22 protein-coding genes are annotated in these 17,178 nt (G+C 66.5%); 15 read left to right on the plus strand and 7 right to left on the minus strand.

Going from position 1 to position 17,178, the window contains the following annotated elements:
* Nucleotides 1–71: 71 nt before the first annotated feature.
* From FGF80_RS08925 to FGF80_RS08940, 4 genes are all read left to right on the plus strand, one after another.
* Nucleotides 72–425 (plus strand): hypothetical protein, encoded by a 354-nt coding sequence (locus tag FGF80_RS08925; protein WP_006183826.1) that lies wholly within the window; start codon nucleotides 72–74, stop codon nucleotides 423–425.
* Between the two features lie 124 nt (nucleotides 426–549).
* Nucleotides 550–1,008 (plus strand): Tfx family DNA-binding protein, encoded by a 459-nt coding sequence (locus tag FGF80_RS08930; RefSeq protein WP_138653451.1) that lies wholly within the window; start codon nucleotides 550–552, stop codon nucleotides 1,006–1,008.
* 162 nt (nucleotides 1,009–1,170) lie between these two features.
* Nucleotides 1,171–1,956, plus strand: a complete 786-nt coding sequence (locus tag FGF80_RS08935; RefSeq protein WP_138653453.1) for an SDR family oxidoreductase — start codon at nucleotides 1,171–1,173, stop codon at nucleotides 1,954–1,956.
* Nucleotides 1,957–2,100: 144 nt separating this feature from the next.
* Nucleotides 2,101–3,072: a hypothetical protein gene (locus FGF80_RS08940; protein WP_138653455.1), complete on the plus strand. Its 972-nt coding sequence runs from the start codon at nucleotides 2,101–2,103 to the stop codon at nucleotides 3,070–3,072.
* Between the two features lie 16 nt (nucleotides 3,073–3,088).
* Here FGF80_RS08940 and ubaA read toward each other — a convergent pair whose 3' ends face one another.
* Nucleotides 3,089–3,925 (minus strand): SAMP-activating enzyme E1, encoded by an 837-nt coding sequence (gene ubaA / locus FGF80_RS08945; RefSeq protein ID WP_138653457.1) that lies wholly within the window; start codon nucleotides 3,923–3,925, stop codon nucleotides 3,089–3,091.
* A 181-nt stretch (nucleotides 3,926–4,106) separates the two neighbouring features.
* Between ubaA and FGF80_RS08950 the strand changes: the two genes are divergently transcribed.
* From FGF80_RS08950 to FGF80_RS08960, 4 genes are all read left to right on the plus strand, one after another.
* Nucleotides 4,107–4,292: an HVO_0416 family zinc finger protein gene (locus FGF80_RS08950; RefSeq protein ID WP_081603398.1), complete on the plus strand. Its 186-nt coding sequence runs from the start codon at nucleotides 4,107–4,109 to the stop codon at nucleotides 4,290–4,292.
* A 149-nt stretch (nucleotides 4,293–4,441) separates the two neighbouring features.
* Nucleotides 4,442–4,600, plus strand: a complete 159-nt coding sequence (locus FGF80_RS19135; protein WP_006183815.1) for a DUF7563 family protein — start codon at nucleotides 4,442–4,444, stop codon at nucleotides 4,598–4,600.
* 63 nt (nucleotides 4,601–4,663) lie between these two features.
* The gene (locus FGF80_RS08955) at nucleotides 4,664–6,541 is read left to right on the plus strand and encodes a UvrD-helicase domain-containing protein (protein WP_138653459.1); all 1,878 of its coding nucleotides are present in this window, start codon (nucleotides 4,664–4,666) and stop codon (nucleotides 6,539–6,541) included.
* A complete protein-coding gene (locus FGF80_RS08960) occupies nucleotides 6,538–7,686 on the plus strand; it encodes a M24 family metallopeptidase (protein ID WP_138653461.1) in 1,149 nt (382 codons plus the stop codon). The genes FGF80_RS08955 and FGF80_RS08960 overlap by 4 nt, the downstream gene beginning before the upstream one ends.
* Here FGF80_RS08960 and FGF80_RS08965 read toward each other — a convergent pair.
* Nucleotides 7,683–7,946 (minus strand): DUF7533 family protein, encoded by a 264-nt coding sequence (locus FGF80_RS08965; protein ID WP_138653463.1) that lies wholly within the window; start codon nucleotides 7,944–7,946, stop codon nucleotides 7,683–7,685. The two genes, FGF80_RS08960 and FGF80_RS08965, sit on opposite strands and share 4 nt — an antisense overlap.
* A gap of 112 nt (nucleotides 7,947–8,058) precedes the next feature.
* Between FGF80_RS08965 and FGF80_RS08970 the strand changes: the two genes are divergently transcribed.
* Nucleotides 8,059–8,664, plus strand: a complete 606-nt coding sequence (locus FGF80_RS08970; RefSeq protein ID WP_138653465.1) for a riboflavin synthase — start codon at nucleotides 8,059–8,061, stop codon at nucleotides 8,662–8,664.
* A 110-nt stretch (nucleotides 8,665–8,774) separates the two neighbouring features.
* Here FGF80_RS08970 and FGF80_RS08975 read toward each other — a convergent pair whose 3' ends face one another.
* The gene (locus FGF80_RS08975; protein WP_138653467.1) at nucleotides 8,775–9,791 is read right to left on the minus strand and encodes a PrsW family intramembrane metalloprotease; all 1,017 of its coding nucleotides are present in this window, start codon (nucleotides 9,789–9,791) and stop codon (nucleotides 8,775–8,777) included.
* Between the two features lie 224 nt (nucleotides 9,792–10,015).
* Between FGF80_RS08975 and FGF80_RS08980 the strand changes: the two genes are divergently transcribed.
* Both FGF80_RS08980 and FGF80_RS08985 read left to right on the plus strand, forming a co-directional pair.
* A complete protein-coding gene (locus FGF80_RS08980; RefSeq protein WP_138653469.1) occupies nucleotides 10,016–10,393 on the plus strand; it encodes a DUF7532 family protein in 378 nt (125 codons plus the stop codon).
* Between the two features lie 82 nt (nucleotides 10,394–10,475).
* Nucleotides 10,476–11,915: a DUF402 domain-containing protein gene (locus FGF80_RS08985; protein ID WP_138653471.1), complete on the plus strand. Its 1,440-nt coding sequence runs from the start codon at nucleotides 10,476–10,478 to the stop codon at nucleotides 11,913–11,915.
* A gap of 49 nt (nucleotides 11,916–11,964) precedes the next feature.
* On the opposite strand, the gene FGF80_RS08990 is transcribed toward FGF80_RS08985, so the two are convergent.
* The 3 genes from FGF80_RS08990 to FGF80_RS19570 form a co-directional block, all read right to left on the minus strand.
* Entirely contained in the window at nucleotides 11,965–12,429 is a 465-nt protein-coding gene (locus FGF80_RS08990) for an NUDIX hydrolase (protein WP_006183805.1), read from the minus strand.
* 134 nt (nucleotides 12,430–12,563) lie between these two features.
* Nucleotides 12,564–13,553, minus strand: coding sequence for a bile acid:sodium symporter family protein (locus FGF80_RS08995; RefSeq protein ID WP_006183804.1), 990 nt, complete (start codon nucleotides 13,551–13,553; stop codon nucleotides 12,564–12,566).
* A 174-nt stretch (nucleotides 13,554–13,727) separates the two neighbouring features.
* Nucleotides 13,728–13,874 (minus strand): DUF7560 family zinc ribbon protein, encoded by a 147-nt coding sequence (locus tag FGF80_RS19570; RefSeq protein WP_138653473.1) that lies wholly within the window; start codon nucleotides 13,872–13,874, stop codon nucleotides 13,728–13,730.
* 284 nt (nucleotides 13,875–14,158) lie between these two features.
* Here FGF80_RS19570 and FGF80_RS09005 point away from each other — a divergent pair, with 284 nt between their 5' ends.
* Entirely contained in the window at nucleotides 14,159–14,428 is a 270-nt protein-coding gene (locus FGF80_RS09005) for a hypothetical protein (RefSeq protein ID WP_049907762.1), read from the plus strand.
* A gap of 34 nt (nucleotides 14,429–14,462) precedes the next feature.
* Here the strand turns inward: FGF80_RS09005 and FGF80_RS09010 are convergent, their stop codons facing one another.
* A complete protein-coding gene (locus FGF80_RS09010; protein WP_138653475.1) occupies nucleotides 14,463–15,518 on the minus strand; it encodes an aldo/keto reductase in 1,056 nt (351 codons plus the stop codon).
* A 124-nt stretch (nucleotides 15,519–15,642) separates the two neighbouring features.
* Between FGF80_RS09010 and FGF80_RS09015 the strand changes: the two genes are divergently transcribed.
* The 3 genes from FGF80_RS09015 (at nucleotide 15,643) to FGF80_RS19990 (ending at nucleotide 17,131) form a co-directional block, all read left to right on the plus strand.
* Nucleotides 15,643–15,858, plus strand: coding sequence for a hypothetical protein (locus FGF80_RS09015; protein ID WP_006183800.1), 216 nt, complete (start codon nucleotides 15,643–15,645; stop codon nucleotides 15,856–15,858).
* A 122-nt stretch (nucleotides 15,859–15,980) separates the two neighbouring features.
* Complete coding sequence (locus FGF80_RS09020; protein WP_138653477.1) at nucleotides 15,981–16,877, plus strand: acyltransferase; 897 nt, start codon at nucleotides 15,981–15,983, stop codon at nucleotides 16,875–16,877.
* Nucleotides 16,878–17,023: 146 nt separating this feature from the next.
* Nucleotides 17,024–17,131, plus strand: coding sequence for a DUF7563 family protein (locus FGF80_RS19990; protein WP_449406422.1), 108 nt, complete (start codon nucleotides 17,024–17,026; stop codon nucleotides 17,129–17,131).
* Nucleotides 17,132–17,178 lie beyond the last annotated feature (47 nt).

Genomic DNA, 17,178 nt, shown 5'->3' on the forward strand with positions numbered 1-17,178 from the left:
GGTCCAGTCACCGAAGTGACACGGTCCGATACCGAGAAGTATTTACTCGAGTCCGAGTTAGAGAATCCACGATGTGGCAAGACCTGATATTCCTCGCCGGTAGCGTCCTCTCGATCGTGTTCCTCGCGCCGACGGTCCGCGACGCGACGGCGAACGTTCCCCTCGGCTCGAGCGTCCCGTCGATGACGATCGGCGCGATCTACGCGATGACCTACGCGACAATGGGAATGCGGTTCTCGGCGCTCGGTTCCCTCGGCGTCGCGACGATGTGGTCGCTGATCGTTTCGTACCGCTCGCCCGGCCCCCACGACGGCCCCGCGAACGCCGTTCGCTTCGCGCGTTCGCTGGGTCGACGGGCACACCGGTCCATGACCGGGACGCCGACCGACGACGAGTACGTCGCCCCGAGCCAGTCGGCCGACTGAGTTGCTGCGTGCTCGCGCTCGAGGACGCGGACGGAGTGCCGAGACCGTGGAAGCTTTGATCCCGCCGAAAGCTAGTTCTTACTATGGACACGCGAGCCTGCGGAGTCGGGGGAGGCGAGTCGCCGTGATCGACGACGTCGAGGCGCTCCTCGAAGAGATCGGCTTCGATCCGGAGACGAGCGTGTTGACCTACCGGCAGGCGGAGGTACTCGCCCTGCGCGAGCGCGATGTCTCCCAGGCCGATATCGCCGATGCGCTCGGTACGTCGCGGGCGAACGTTTCCTCGATCGAATCCAGCGCCCGCGAGAACGTCTCGAAGGCCCGCGAGACGGTCGCGTTCGCGGAGGCGCTGCGCGCACCGGTCCGGGTCCGCGTCCCGGCCGGCACCGATCTCTACGACGTTCCCCAGATGGTCTACGACGCCTGTGACGAGGCGGGCGTCAAGGTCGATCACACCGCGCCGGACCTGATGAAGATCGTCAGTGACGCCGCGGGGTCGGCGGTCACCGGCCGGCAGGTGTCGACGCCCCTGATCGTCGGCGTGACCTCGGAGGGCATGGTTCGGGTTCGACATCAGGACTGAGCAGGACACCGCAGGGGAACGACGTCAGTGGTGCACCCCGATTGCCCACGCGATTTCGAACAGCCCCGCGACGAATACGATGTCGAAAGTCGATCGGCGATCCGACCTGGACCGCGCTCCGGTTCCCCGAGTGATTTGTAGGCCGCCACCGTCGCTCCGAGTATGGACCTCGAACTCGCCGGTAACAGCGCACTGGTAACTGCCTCCTCGAGCGGTCTCGGTTTCGCGAGCGCACTGGCTCTCGCCGAGGAAGGCGCGAACGTCGCCATCTGTGGCCGCGATGCGACGCGGCTCGCGGACGCCCGCGATGCCCTCGAAGCGACGGCGGGGGGCGACGTGCTCGCCGTCCAAACCGACCTCACCGACCCCAACGACGTCTCCCATCTCGTCAGCGAAACCGTCGGCGCGTTCGGCGGACTCGACCACCTGGTCACCTCCTCCGGCGGCCCGCCGAGTACCACGTTCCTCGAGACCGACGAACGGGACTGGTACCGGGCCTACGACCTGCTGGTGATGAGCGTCGTCTGGACGCTCGAGGAGACCTACGAGCACCTGCTCGACTCGGAGGACGGGACGATTACCTGTATCACCTCTCGCACCGTTCGGGAAGTCGCTGACGGCCTGCTCCTCTCGAACGCCGTGCGCCGGAGCGTGATCGGTCTCGTCAAGACGGTGTCGCGGGAGTTCGCGCCGGAGATCCGGGCCAACGCGGTCCTTCCGGGGACGATCGAGACACCTCGAATCGAGGAACTCATCGACGCCGGCGTCGAGCGCGGGACCTACGACGACTACGAGGAGGGACTGACGGCGATGGCCGACGACATTCCGATGGACCGCATCGGCGAGCCCCGGGAACTCGGCGACGTCGTCGCCTTCCTCTCGAGTCCGCACGCGAGCTTCGTTACCGGGGCCGAGATTCCGATCGACGGCGGGCAGTTGCGGAGCTGACCCGATCGAAGCGGTGACCGTGGACGGGCGCTGTGATCGCAGCCGTCGTCCCAGTCGCTGCTAGCGCCGCTGTCACCACTTCGACCGGACGGCCGGCGGATTTCGAATCGAAATGTTCTCGGTCGCCCTCGGACGAGTACGGGTGTGTACGGTTCGGTTCAGCTTGCCGGCTACCTCGTGTTGCTGGTGACGCCCGCCGCGTTGCTCCTCGGTGCCGTTCGCGCGCCGACCGATCCCCCGTCCGGGCTGTTGAGCGTCCAGTTCGGTGTCGTTCTCGCGGGGACCGTCGTCGCTGCGACGGAACGCCGGCGTCTCCGGGAGTTCGAGACGGTCGGCTTCGATCGGACGGACGCCGTCGACGCGCTTGCGGTCGCCGCCGCCGCGGTCGGCACGTATTGGCTGAGCGTTTCGGTCGGCCTCGGCCCGGTGCTGGCTTCCGCGGCCGTCGGGCTGACGGTCGGCCTCGCGATTCGGCGCGTCGACGGCGCGGCCTACTGTGGCTCGTTCGTCGGCATGGCCTCGCCCGCGCTGTTCCCGTCGCTCGAGTGGGTCGCACTGGCGGGGCTGCTCGCCGGCCTCGCGTTCGTCGCGACGGCGGAATCGTTCGGCGGCTTCGGCGGAAAGTACGGGACGATCGCGCTCTTCGGCTGCATCGCGACGGTGTTGCTGACTGACGTCGACTACGCCGGCGGGGGATCGCTCGCGTGGCGGCTCGCCCCGGCGATCGTCGTCGTCGCCGTCGTCGCTGCGGTCGTGACGATCGGACTCCGCACCCACGGCGGGCTGAGTTCGGTCGTCGCCTCCGCGGCGGTCGGGGTCGTCGCCGGCGTCGCGTTCCCGCCGCTGCTCCCGGACCTGGGGGCGACGCTGGCTACAGTCGCCTTCTGTGCGTCGTTCGTCGGGATGTCGAGCGGCGAGCGGTTAGAAGGCACAGGCCAAGTCGCGGGTGCCGGGCTCCTCTGTGGCGTCGTTTTTCTCGCCGTTTCGCCCGCGCTCGCCGGCGCGGGTGGTAAACTCGGCACGACCGCGTTCGTCTCCTGTCTCGCCGTCGCCGGCGCGTTGCGACTGCCCGCCGTCGTCCGCTCGCGGGGCCGCCGCTTTCCCCCGAGCCGTTGACCGCCGCGCCCCCCACTTAATCGGCCGAGATCCCGCAGGTCCCCTCGTAGGCCACGTCGGAGACCGACTCGATCTCGGGGTCGTCGCCACACACGGGACACGCCGGGTTCGGCCGGATGGGAACCTCCTCGAAGCTCATGTCCATCGCGTCGTACATGAGGAGTCGCCCCTCGAGCAGGTCGCCCGTCCCGAGCAGGTACTTGACCGCCTCCGTGGCCTGGATACAACCGACGGTTCCGGGGAGGACGCCGAGTACGCCCGTCGTCGCGCAGTCGGGGACGGTGCCGGGCTCGGGAGCTTCGGGGAAGACACACCGGTAACACGGCCGTGGCTCGTCACCGCCGCGCTCGTTCGTAAAGGACGTCAGCTGGCCCTCGAAGCGGTAGATCGCGCCGTGGAACAGCGGCGTCTCAGTGAGGACGCAGTGATCGTTGAGCAGGTAGCGGGTGGCGAAGTTGTCGCTGGCGTCGAGGACGATGTCGTACCCGGCGACGAGGTCGTCGACGGTGTCGGCCGTAACGCGGGTTTCGTGTGCGTCGACATCGATGTCCGGATTCAGGGCCGCGACGTAGTCGGCTGCGCTCTCGACTTTCGGCCGGCCGACATCGGCATCGCCGTGGACGATCTGTCGTTGCAGGTTCGAGCGCTCGACGACGTCGTCGTCGACGATTCCCAGTCGGCCGACGCCGGCCGCGGCGAGATACTGGATCGCCGGCGAGCCGAGGCCACCCGCGCCGACGACCAGGACGGCGCTCTCGAGCAGCCGTTGCTGGCCGTCCGGACCGATCTCGTCCATGATGACGTGTCTCGAGTAGCGGTCGAGTTGGGTCGTGTTCAGGCGCAGGTCGCTCATATCGTCCCGTTTGCGCGAGAGCGAGAAAAGTCCGCGGGTCGATCCGGCGGCGGACGGGCTCGCCGGGGCGATACGGCGGCAGAACGGTTCCGTGGCCGTCGGAACGACGCGTGAGCGCGGAAAGGAGGCAGGATCTTCATCGACCCAACGATTTAATACTGTGGTTCGTATTCACATACATATGGCAACCTCACCCACGGATGCCGGTGACGACGTCATCGATCAATTCCTGTCCGATCGCGGTCACTCGGTCGAACGAGTAGGGTGGGAGCAGGAGTATAACAAGAAGCAGTGCCCCGATTGCGGCGGTCTCCACGACACGTCAGCCAGTTCCTGTACCGTCTGCGGGTGGGAACCCGCGCCCTGACTGACAGCGACCGGGCGCTCCTCTCGCCCGCCGAAACCGTGTTTTCCGCTCCTCGTTGGACGATTTCTCAGCACCCTCGAGCAGTTCTTATCGTTCTTGATCCGACACAATTATAATGCATTACTGACCATATCCGATTGAGAAGAACGATGCCGGAATGCCAGAACTGCGGCGCGTTCGTTACGGACGCGTACGCTCGGGTCTTCACCCCCCGCGATGTCGACGAACCGCGCGTCTGTCCGGACTGTCAGGACAAGATTCGCGACGGTGCGGACATCAGAGACGCCCGCTCTCCACGCGATCCCTGACCACTGGTTTCTGTCGACGAAAACCCACGTCACTTATGGGTGTCGCGCTCCTGTTCAGCTACAATGACTACGACGGACACGACGGTTACCCGCCTGTTCGGTGGTCCGGGAAGCGGCAAGACGACTGCCCTTCTGGACCACGTCGAGGAAATCCTCGAGCAGGACGGCGTCACCTTTCGGGATATTCTCGTTGTTTCGTATACGCGAGCGGCGGCCCAGGAGGTGCGGGAACGCCTCGCCGAACGACTCGACGAAAGCCCGCGTGCGCTGCAGGGCAACGTCTGTACGATGCACGCGAAGGCCTACGAACTGCTCGATCTCTCTCGAAGCGATGTCATCGGCGAGTCGGACAAAGAGGAGTTCTGCGAGGAGTACGGCATCGAGTACGAGGACGAGTACTCGGGTGCCGGCCGCCGGACCGCCCGATCGACGACCATCGGGAACAAGGTCATCGCGACGAGCCAGTGGCTCCAGCGGACCAGCCGCGATGTTTCGGACTGGTACGACGTTCCTTTCCAGTGGGACGAAGAGGAGGTCCGTCTCCCGCCGGAAATCGACCCCAACGCCCAGGAGGGCAACAAGTACACGCCGACCTGGCCCAGCGACGACGACCGGATCGACGTCCCCGAAGCCATCCGTGCATGGCGTTCCTACAAGGGTGAACACGGCAAGATCGGCTTCGCGGACATGCTCGAGCGAGTCGAACAGCGCTCGCTGCTCCCGAACGTCGACTATCTGGTGATCGACGAGTTTCAGGACATCACCACGCTCCAGTACGACGTCTACGAGGAGTGGAAGCCTCACATGGAACAGGTCCTGATCGCCGGCGACGACGACCAGGTCGTCTACTCCTGGCAAGGCGCTGACCCGGCACTGCTCCTCGACGAGGAGGTCGACGAGGACGTCATCCTGCCGAACTCCTATCGACTCCCGTCGAACGTGCTCAACGCGGTCAACAAGGAGATCCGCCACATCGACCAGCGTCAGGACAAGGACCTCAAGCCACGCACCGAAGGCGGCTCCGTCGAGGCTCGCACGAACGGATCGATGCTCGACGTGGTCCGGATGGTCCGGCGTACCCTCGTCGAGGGCGACGGCACCGTGATGGTGTTGTTCCGTGCCCGGTACCAGATGTTCCAGTTCATCGACGAGTTCATCACCGAAGGCGTCCCGTTCACGTCGCTGACCGACCAGCGGATGTGGACCGACCGACTCACGCAGTACGTCCGCGCAGTCGAGGCCATCGACGCCGGCGAGGACGTCACCGGCCTGCAGGCACGCCGACTCGCCGACATGCTTCAGGAGTCGGCTTTCGGGACCCAGGAACGCGACGACCTCTTCGACGAGATCGACGACCGACAGGAGGATGCGGGCATCGAGGACCTCGAGAACCTCATGATCCCCGCCGAAGTCGTCGAGGACCATGCCCCGTTCATGCCCGGCCCCGATTCGGCGGCCGACATGCTTCGGAAGGTCACCAACTTCCAGAAGAAAAGCGTCCGGTCGTACTTCGCCATCGGCGAGTATCAAGGGATGGACACCGACCGCGTCCGCGTCGGCACGATCCACTCCGCGAAGGGTCGCGAAGCCGACCACGTCCTCGTCGGGACGGACCTCACCGAAAAGGTCGTCGAGCAGATGGTCGCCACCGTCGACGACCCCGAGGACGTTCCCGGCTGCGAGGAGTTCACCAAGACCACCTCGCCGGTTCCGGTGTTGACGGACAACGAACGCCGGGTGTTCTACGTCGGCATGTCCCGGGCTCGCGAACGACTCGTCTTGCTCGAGAACCTCGTCGACGGTGCGCCGACGCTGCCGATCGACGTCCTGCTCAGGAACCAGTTGACCGACTCGACGCTCGAGGAACTGATCGAGCAGGCCCAGGAACCCGTCCCCGACGCGGATGCAGACGAGGTCGAGCCCGAAGCCGAAGCGCCGTGACTGGTGGGAACGGCGGCGGTACTGACCGATTCGGAGACGGGTCGGCCGCCCGTCAGCGACGCGACCACGCAACCGGCGTCGTGTCGGCCGCCCTCGCGGACCGCGATGCGGCCGCGTTCGTCCACGCCGGGGCCGACAGCGATCCGGGGATTCGGTACGCTCGTCCGACACCGACGACCGGTCCCACCGCGGTCGCGTACGACGGGATCGAAAACGAGTGGCTCGTCCGCTCGGCGGCCGACGACGCGAGCGGGCATCCGGCCAAGCGACTCGCGTCAGCACTCGCCGACCGCGGTCTCGAGGGCACGGTTTTGACCCCGCCGCGGGTCCCACACGACGCCGCGCTCTATCTCGAAGGGGAAGGGTTCGACCTCGCGTCGACGGATGCCCTCGAGCGGGCGCGAGCGACGAAGACGGACGGCGAACGGGAACGGATCGCAGCCGCCCAACGGGCGGCGAGTGCCGGAATTCGGCGAGCGGCGTCGCTCCTCGCCGACGCGACGGTCGTCGACGGACGGCTCGCGATTGCCGATGGAGACGGGACCGGAAGCGAGCCGCTAACGCCCGCCCGACTTCGGACCGCCATCGATGTGGCAGTCGTCGGCGCGGGTGCGTTTCCGGCCGGTAACACCGCCGTCGATCCCGGATCCGATACAGGGGCCGACGACCCACTCCGGCCGGGCGAACCGATCGTTCTCGAGGCCGCTCCTCGCGACCCGACGGGCTACTACGGCGGCCTCGTTCGGACGCTCGTCGTCGACAGCGACGGCGGCCGCGAACGGCGAGTCCACGTCGCCGTCACCCAGTCGTTCCGGTCGGCGCGATCGATGCTGACCGCCGGGACGGAGTCGGTGACCGCCGTCGCGGCCGATCTCGAGGCGGAGGTCCGGTCGTTCGGCTTCGCCGAGGGGGACGCGATCGAAACCGACGTCTCGGGCGTCGGACTCGAGCCTCGCGAGCGGCCGCTCGCGGGCAGCAGCGACGTCGGTCCCGGGACCGTGGTGCGACTCGACGTGGCTGGACACGTCGACGCGAACGTTCGGGTCCGGATCGCCGACGTGCTGGCGGTCCACGAGGCCGGCGAACGCCCCGACTGGCTCGCCGCGCCGTCGCAATCGCTCGAGCCGACCGCACTGCTCGACTAACGGCGCGATCCGTCGTCGTCCGACTCGGACTCCGACTCTTTCGCGACCGTGCCGACGACCCGTTTTGCCAGGAGTTCGGGCACGTCGGTGGGCATGGTCAGCGTGTGTTGGATGACGACGAGTCCGATCGCGAGTCCGACGAGCGCCATGCCGACCACCGTCTGTCCGCGACCGAGCGCGAGTTCGAGCCCGGCGATCGCCGCGGGAAGCGCGAGAACGAGGGTACCCGCGAGTTTGATCGTATCGATAATACCGGCCATTGGCCCGAGATAGTGCGGCAACCGCTAAAAACGCGGCGGCGTGTCGGTCCGAGCGACCGACGCCGGGGCCGGACCCGGAACGGCTTTGCCTCGTCGCGCGTCAGGTTCGGATATGTTCACGGGGATCGTCGAGGAGACCGGCGAGATCGTCGCTCGAGAGCGAACCGATGACGGCCACCGGCTGCGGATCGGAGCCGACGAGGTCGCGACGGGGCTCGTCCACGGCCAAAGTATCAGCGTCAGCGGTGCGTGTCTCACAGTCGAGCAGTTCGCCGAGGGCGAGTGGTTCGAGGTGTTTCTCGCGACGGAGACCGTCGAGCGGACCTATCTGGGCGACCTCGACACGGGTACGTCGGTCAACCTCGAGCGGGCGATGCCGGCCGACGGCCGGTTCGATGGCCACGTCGTACAGGGGCACGTCGACGCGGTCGCCACCGTGACGAACGTCGAATCGGTCGCGGAAGACTGGCTCTTCGAGTTCGAGTTGCCCGCAACGTACGACCGGTACGTCGTCGAGAAGGGCTCGATCACGCTCGACGGGATCAGCCTGACCGTCGCGGAACTGGACGCCGAGCGCGGTCGGGTCACCGTCGCCATCGTTCCGACGACCTACGAACTGACGACGCTCGCCGACAAGGAGCCCGGCGATCCGGTTCATCTCGAGGTCGACGTGCTCGCGAAGTACGTCGAACGGCTGCTCGAGGCCCGGTTCGACTGACAGCCGGGGGCTCTTTCCTGCGATATCGGCCTGTGGGTCGTCGACTGACTGGCGGATCGCGGCATCTGCATCGGCCTCGAGTCGAGATCGGAACGGGACGTGGGAGACGGTCAGCGCTGTGGCGGCTCGAACTCGGTCAGTTCCGGTCGCACGCCGCCGTCGGCGTTGCTCGTAACCGCCTGATAGGTCCGGCGGTAGCGAGCGAGCTTGCGGTAGAGATAGTAACCGATCGTGAGATCGTAGAGCACCACGTAGCTCACGAACGCCAGTCCGTAGCTGAGCGGGAGGTACGTGGTGAGGATGTCGGGCACGATGCCGACCGTGACGTTGTACGTCCCGTGGACGAAGGCGGCGACGAGCAGTCCCTTGAGGACGATCGGCCAGAAGTAGTCGCGGTTGAACTTCGCCAGCCCGAGGTAGTAGCCCGCGATCGCGGAATAGATGACGTGGCCGGGGCCGGCCAGCGCGCGAACCGTCGCGATGCCGCCGGCAGTGACGAACACGCCCGCCTCCGGATCGGCTTCGCCGACGACGCGGCCGATGTAGATCGCGTTCTCGATGGCCGCAAAGCCAAGTCCCGCGACGGCACCGTAGACCGCCCCGTCGATGACCGCGTTGAAGCTGGTGCTCCGGTAGGCGAACACCTGGACGGCGAGCAGTTTGACCGTCTCCTCGATCGGACCGACGATCAGGTAGAAAAAGAGGACGCCGCTGCCGATCCCGAGCACCGCCTGGCTGAGCGAGTTGACGACGGCGGCGAACGTCGCGAAGAGCACACCGAGCAGAAAGGTCGCGACGAGCAACGGGAGCGGTTCGCTCGTCGTGATATCGGCGTACCAGATGTACGCTGCGAGTAGTCCCGCGGGGACGACGGAAAGCGCGAAGAAGAGTCCGATGAATGGGTCCTCGAGGATGAGCGCGGCAGGGGAGACGAGCAGGGAGAGTGTGATCGCGACCGCGATCAACAGGACGATGGCCCGAAACCCGTAGCTGACCGCGGTGTAAAGCGTGTACGCGAGCATGTCCGGAACCGATCGCGGTTCCCAGGTGGAGATATCATAGAGGTCCATCGACCCGCCGTCGCGTCGCTCCTCGGCTCGTTCGACCGGGTCGCGCCTTCGCTGCATGGCCGAGTGTAGAGTCGCCGGCCCGGTATAGGTTCGGTAACCGGCGATGAAAGCGGGACGGCACGCCTCGTTCGACGACGACGCATCGCTCGGCCGGCCGACAGCACGCGCGACCGCGGATCGGTTGAGTGAGCTGTCGTGCTACGCCGTTCTCAGCAGACGGCGACTGCGGGACCCGACACGGACTCGGAATCATCAAAGGCCTCCCGGCCCAACCGACCGACATGCACTTCGATCAGCGAACTCAGCAGGCGCTTCGCGATGTCGGCCTCGAGACCGACGACCTCCGGGCCGCCTCCGAGGCGGTCGTCGACGCCGTCGCCGAGGACGCGGCGGCGCTCGAGGCCTTCTTCGACGAGCACGATATCGTCTACTCCGACATGGAGTTGGCACACTCGAGTGCGGCGTATCCCGAACACGAGGTCGACTACGCCGACATCACGACCCACGCCGACGAGATGCGCGGCTGGCTCCGATTCGAGACGTGGGGCGTACCCGTCGAGGGCGGTCGCATCCTGGACGATGGCTCCGTCGAACTCTCGCTCGGGCCGACGATTAACGACCGCGTTCGGTTCGCGACCGACCGCGAAACGCTGCGGTGAGTCCCATGGGTGAACGAGGACCCGGCGCGCTCGAGCGGTTTCTGCACCGACGAACGACATCTACACCCGCAGGGAGGGATCGATGACGACGGCTCGAGTCCGGGGTATCTACACGACGGCAGTCACACACATCCTGAGCGAGGCCGGCTCCGAGGTCGTCCAGGCCTCCGAGCCGATCCGGGAGCGGTTCGAGCAATCGTTCGACGCCGCGCCGGCCGCCGTCTCGATCGAGACGACCCGCGATCGACTGGGTGTCGAAGTCTCGGGCGACCCCGACGCGGTCGAGACGGTCGCAGGCGAACTCGAGAACCTCGCCATCGACACCTTCCGTTGGGACGACGAGACCCCTCGCGGGGCGGTCTTCGACGCGGCGGTGCTCGAAGCCAGCGGCGGTAGCGGTGCGGTCGTCGACCTCGGCGACGGCCGCCGTGGCTACCTCAACTACGACGACGCCGACGGGTACGTCGACGGCGGCGACCGGTACCGCGTGCAGGTTCACGAGCCCGCACCGCCGTGGGCCGACGACCGCCCGCTCGTGCGGCCGGCCCTCGAAGTCGGCGGCGGGCTCTGTACCCTTTCCCGGAACCGGACCGGCGTCTCGGCGGCGATGGGCGGCGACCGCGCGGAGGAACTCGTCGGCATGACCGACTTCCTTTCCGCCGACGTTCCGGACGGGTGGGGTCTGCGCTGGCAACACGCCGCCGCCGACGCGGATCTCGAGGCGATGGGCACCGCCCTCGAAGACGCTGTGACGCGAGCGCGGGCGCTCGAGGACGCCCTCGCCGACACACCGGCCGAGCCGGGCGAGCCGGGGCTCCTCGCCACACCCCGAACGACGGCGTGGTGCTGGTTCGGCCGCGACGCTCGGTTCGCGCTGGACGGCGCTCGACGGCAGGTGGCGGCGACCATGCCGGGACACCACCGGACGAAGGCAGCCGACCGGGCCGCGAGCGCGGCGGTCGACTTCGCCGAGGCCGTCTGTGGCTCCCTCGGGGACGACACCGGCGTCGAGGGCGACGAGTTCCCCTTCGCCGCGGTCGCCCGTCAGTTCGGCCCGACCAGGGGGGACCGCCTCGAGATCGGCCACGGCAAACCCGACGGCCGACTCGTCTCGCTGGGTCGCGGCGAGGTCACCGACTGGGACCCCGACGGGAAGATAACCCTCGAGCGCTCCATGAGCGCGGGCGGCAGCTACGACGCGCTCGGCGTGCCGAAAGAGGCGGGCGACGTGGCCGTGACGAAGTTCCGCGAGGGTCGCTGGTGGTATCCGACGACGTACAAGGCCGCCGACGGTACGCCAAAGGGGACCTACGTCAACGTCTGTACGCCGATCGAACTCTTCCCCGATACCGTGCGGTACGTCGATCTCTACGTCGACGTCATCCGGCGGAGCGACGGGACGGTGGAGATCGTCGACGCCGACGAACTCGAGGCCGCGATCGGCGACGAACTGGTCGCCGAGGACCTGGCCGAGAAAGCGATGGACGTGGCGACAGCCGTCGAGCGCGCGCTGTCGAAATAGGGGCCGTCCCACGTCCGTCCGTTCGGAACGTCGCGAGAGCCAAACGCGATCAGTCGGCGGTGCTCGCGACCGCGTCGAGACCGGGAGCGGTCGGGAGCAGACCGACGTATTCGTCGAGGTCGAGTGCGAACTCACCGTCCTCGACGGCCGTCGGCCGACGCCAGCGGAATTCGAACTCGGCACCGTGTTCCTCGCCGCCGTCAGTGACGACGTGACGCCAGTGGTCGCGCGGTTCGTACACTGTCGCGTGGAAGAAGTGCCGCACGTACCGCTTTGGCGGCTCCTCGCGGCGCGTCCAGATATCGGTCGTCAGGTGTCGCGTTCCGTTCAACGTTCCGAGGCCACTCTCCTCGCGGACCTCCCTGAACAGCGCTTCTCGCGGTGATTCGCCCGTCTCGAGCGTTCCCTTCGGGACCTGTAACCCGTCGTGTTCCGGCCCCTCGAAAACCAGTAGCTCGCCCGTTTCGCGAGTGATGTACGCACACGCCTTCCGGACGTACGTTACGTCGCTCATGACATTCATAACACACCGTTCCACGGTAAAACGCTGTCATAGGGGTGATTGAATGAGTATAAGGGAATTGTGTAGTCGAGTCGGTCACCCGGCGACTCGCGAGCGGGTCAATCGGTTCCGCGTCCTCGAGCGGGTCAATCCGAGGCGACGGTCGGTTCTGCGTCCCCACTGGGCGCGTCGCCGTCGAGTCGGGTAAACAGGGTCGCGAGCGCCGGCCCGGAGACGTTGTGCCAGACGCTAAAGAGCGCCGGGATCAGCGCGGCGCTCGGACTGAAATAGGTCGTCGCTAACGCGACGGCGAGCCCGCTGTTCTGGAGGCCGACCTCGAACGCACACGCCCGTGCTCGGTCTTCGGTCATGTTCGTCGCATGCCCGACGGCGTAGCCGGTCCCCAGACCGAGCCCGTTGTGGACGACGACCGCGAAGAAGACGAGGGCGCTCGCGCCGAGGATCGTCTCGACGCTGAGTCCCACGACGGCCGCGACGATGGCGACGATCGCGATCACGCTGATCGCGGGGAAGATCGACAGCCCCGCCTGCGCGACCGCCGGCGCGTACGCGTCGAGCAGATGGCGCAAGACGAGACCAGCGACGACCGGGAGCAAAACGACCTGGACGATCGAGGTCGCCATCGCGGCGAACGTGACGGTAATCGACTCGCCCGCAAGCAGGACGATCCACGCCGGCATCACGAGCGGCGCGGCGATCGTCGTCACCGACGTGATCGATACGGACAGTGCGACATCGCCACGACCGAGGTAGGTCATCACGTTCGACGCGGTTCCGCCCGGCGCTGCGCCGACGAGGATCAATCCGAGGCCGATCTCCGCCGGCAGCCCCAGCACGGCGACGAGGACGTAAGCGATCGTCGGCATCAGAAGCCACTGCCCCAGCGCCCCGATGAAGACGTCCCGCGGGCGCTCGAGGATGCGACGGAAGTCATCGGGAGTCAGGGTCAGTCCCATCCCGAGCATGATAATGCCCAGCAGCGGCGTGATATAGGGTTCGATCCAGGTGAACGTCTCGGGCGAGTACAGTGCCAGCGGGGAAACGATCAGGACCCAAACGACGAAGTACTTGCTCGTCACCGCGCCGATCCGTTCTACCGATCGCTGTACGGTCATACAACCACCACAATGTGAAACATACTCAGCCGTCTGTGAGTGTCATACATCAATACAACGACTTCAGCGTGCACTCGTGTCCGATTCGCTCCACGCGAACGGGTCCGATCGGCGACCGACGGCAGAACGGTGGCCGTTCGAACGGCGAGTACGGACCCGCGTGGGGCGTCCGGCCTAACAACGGGACCCGGTCGCAAAGTTGTCTTCGGCTACCGCCCGCCCGCAAACCGGGCAGCCGTTCGCCAGCGTCGCCTCGCGCATCGGATCGGTCACCGGAATCTCCCGACGACAGTCGGGACAGGTGAATTCGTACGGTGTCATGGGTCTGGATGGGATTCGTCGACTAGACGTTCGGTCCGTATCCGGATAGGATGCTGACCCAGATATGGAGGGACGTATATACGCGGGACACCGCCGCTCACTCTCGCTCCCGTGCCGCGTCCCGAGTACCGCTGCTCGCGGTCGTCCCTCGAGACGACGCTATCCTCTCGAGCGCAACGGACGGGCCACGCCGTTCGGCCGGCGGACGCGACCCTCATTGCGACGGTCAGGGCTCGTCACAAACAGGCTAAATGGTTATGGGTTGGGCGGTGCTAGCAGTACTGATGAGCACGTTAAACGAGGAGATGTCCGACGTTCGGTCGGAGGTCGACGACGTGCGGACCCGGCTCAGAGAGGACGTTCCGGAGCTCTTCGAGTTCGCCGTCACCGTCGGCAATATCACGTACAACGCCAACAGCAACAGCGTCTCCGTCACGGTCGAACCGAGTTCGCAGGCGCGAGCGCAACTCTCGGACCGGCTCGGAGGCGTGAACGTGAAAACGGACGGGACGCTGGAGTTCGAATTCAGGCTCTCGGAATCGACGGCCGATTAGACCGAGGCGGCCGGCCCCCGCTCGAGACGGGCGATCAGTCGGCCGCGAGTTTGTCCAGGCCGGCCGATTCGATGTCCGCGCCGTCGACCGAGGAGCGCAGGGCGTCCATACCGTCGTCGCGGTCGATGTCGAAGTCGGTCTCGTACAGCTCCGCAACGCGGGTCATCTCTGCGTCGGTGAGCGTCGGCACGTCGCTGGCAGCCGCCCACTCGTCGATGTCCGCCTTCGTGCGGAACGTCGGCGTCACGGTCGCGACCGGCTCGTGACTGAGGAGCCACGCGATCGACGCCTGGCCCATCGTCCGCTCGCCGTCGCGTTCCAGGAAGCGCAGTTGTTCGAGTTTCTCCCAGCCGGTCTCGTACCACTCGTCGGGGCGGAACCCACGGTGATCGCCCTCGTCGAGTTCGGTCTCGGGAGTAACTTGCTCGTTTAGGATCCCCGATGAGTGGGGCACGCGGGGGATCAGGCTCGTCGACGAGCCGGTCCGCTCGATCGTCTCGAGGAAGTGGTTCCCGACCTCCTGCTCGAGGACGTTCCAGACGAGTTGGACTGAATCGAACTCCTCCTCGATGGCGAGGTCGCCTTCCGCGAGCCAGCCGATCGAGGGGCCGAGCGCGAGGCCGGTGGCGTCGATCAGGCCCTCCTCCTCGAGTTCATCGAGCAGTTCGAGCACGTCGGGCGTGATCTCGTCGACGTCCGCGTTGTGGAGTTGGAGGATGTCGATGGAGTCGAGGCCGAGGCGCTCGAGGCTCTTGTCGACGGCGTCGCGAAGGTACGTCGGCTCGATCGATTTGGGGAGTTCGCCGTGGCCGGCCTGGGGGTTGTCGTAGAAGTCGTAGCCGACTTTCGTCGCGATCGTGACCTCGTCGCGGACCTCGGCGAGCGCCTCGCCGACCAGTTCCTCGCTGTTGCCGTGCCCGTAAACGTCGCCCGTGTCGAAGTAGGTGATCCCCTGCTCGACGGCGTACTGGAGCATCTCGATCGCGTCGTCGTCCGAACGGTCGCCCCACCAGTCGGTGCCGACGGTCCACGCGCCGAAACCGACTTCGCTGACCTCGACGCCCGAGTCGCCCAGTTCGCTGTAGTGCATGTTCGGCCCTTCGGAGCGTGGGAACTTATGGTGAACGGAACGCCCGAGCGGTCGCTCCGAACGGGTTCGGGTCGCTGCCCCCTCCAGTCGAACCATTCTTGCCCTGTGGCTGACAAATAGGTGTATGGACAACGGTCGCACTCGGGCCCGGAATTCCAGCCGGCTCCTGCTGGCGATCCTCCTCGCTCTCGTCCCGCTCGGACTCGTCGTCGTGCGGTTTCTCGAGATGCCCGGGGATCGCGTCACGGTCGGCGCGGTCGTAGGCGGCGGGTTGCTGGTGATCGGCGCGCTCGCGCTGCCCGCGTTACTGCTCTCGGAGTGGCAGTCCGGCCGGGAGTGACCCGGCGACACCCGGGTGCGGTCCGCGTTCCCCGCCCGCACCGAACCACCCGTACCGGCGGGTCCGGCAACCCGGACCGCACAACCGAACCCCTATGAACGCGGCGGGCAATACCTCGGGGTATGACAAAGCGGTACGTGTCGCTCCCCGAGGAGGCGGACACGGGGATGCGCGAGTTCATCGATGCGGTCGATCGGCGACTCTCGAGCGACGAGGACACCTGCTCGGTCGTCGAGGACGTTCTGATCGACCTCTCGGGCGACCGCGAGGCCTACGAGCGCTGGCAGGACGGTGCGTCCGTCTCGGCGGCCGAACGGGTTCGCCTGCAGAGCTACGATCCCTGTAACACGACCCTCGAGAGCGAGTACTACGCCGAGAAGGACGAAGCGCAGTTCCGGCGGTCGAAACACCTCCAGTGGCTCTGGCGACAGTTCGATAGCCTGCCGATCGCGGACAACGTCGAGTTCGCCCTGCGGTTCCGGCGGATGCTCGCCGACCACCTCTTCGAGGAGTGTGGCGACGACTGTCGGTTTTTCAAAGGGATCACGTTCACCTACGGCCACAACATCACGATCGGTGACAACACGGTCGTCCACGACGACGTGCATCTGGACGACCGCGGCAAACTCACCATCGGCGACCGCGTCTCGGTCTCCGACGGCGTCCATATCTACAGCCACGACCACGATGTCGTCGACCAGACCGAGGTCCGCAACTACCACACGATCGTCGAAGACGACGTCCGCCTCACCTACGACGCGATGGTCCGCGCCGGCTGCAAAGTCGGCGAAAACGCCATCGTCGGTGCGCGCGGCATCGTCCAACACGACATTCCCGCCCACCACATCGCGATCGGGATGCCAGCCAAGAGCGTCAAGGTCAAACCCGGCTGGGAGGACGTCGCCACTCCGATCGACGACGCCGGCACCAACCGGCAGGACGAGCGCCACCTCGCGTACGATCTCTCCGCGGATCTCGAGGTCTTCGACGAGTTCCAGCGCGACCTGAACCAGCCATAGTACGTCGACAGCGACGGTTTCTGCGGTCGCCCTCGGAGCCGCGATTCGCCACGTCTCGGCGACGGGAGTCGGGTCTCGAGCGCCGGTTGCAATCGCAGGCGTACCGTTATTTATCGTCCCGCCGATGCAGTACGGTTGGTGAGTTGATGCCGGTGTGTACTACCTGCGAGAGTCCCGTCTCGTACGATTTCGCACGCGTGTACGGAGACGACGGAACCGTCGACTGGTGTCCGCGCTGTCGCACTGCACGCTGACACGGAGCAGGAGAGCGGAGCGCTGGACTTAACGAAGCGGAAAAACG

This window comes from Natrinema pallidum, from assembly GCF_005890195.1.
In the GTDB taxonomy this organism is placed as follows: Archaea; Halobacteriota; Halobacteria; order Halobacteriales; family Natrialbaceae; genus Natrinema; species Natrinema pallidum.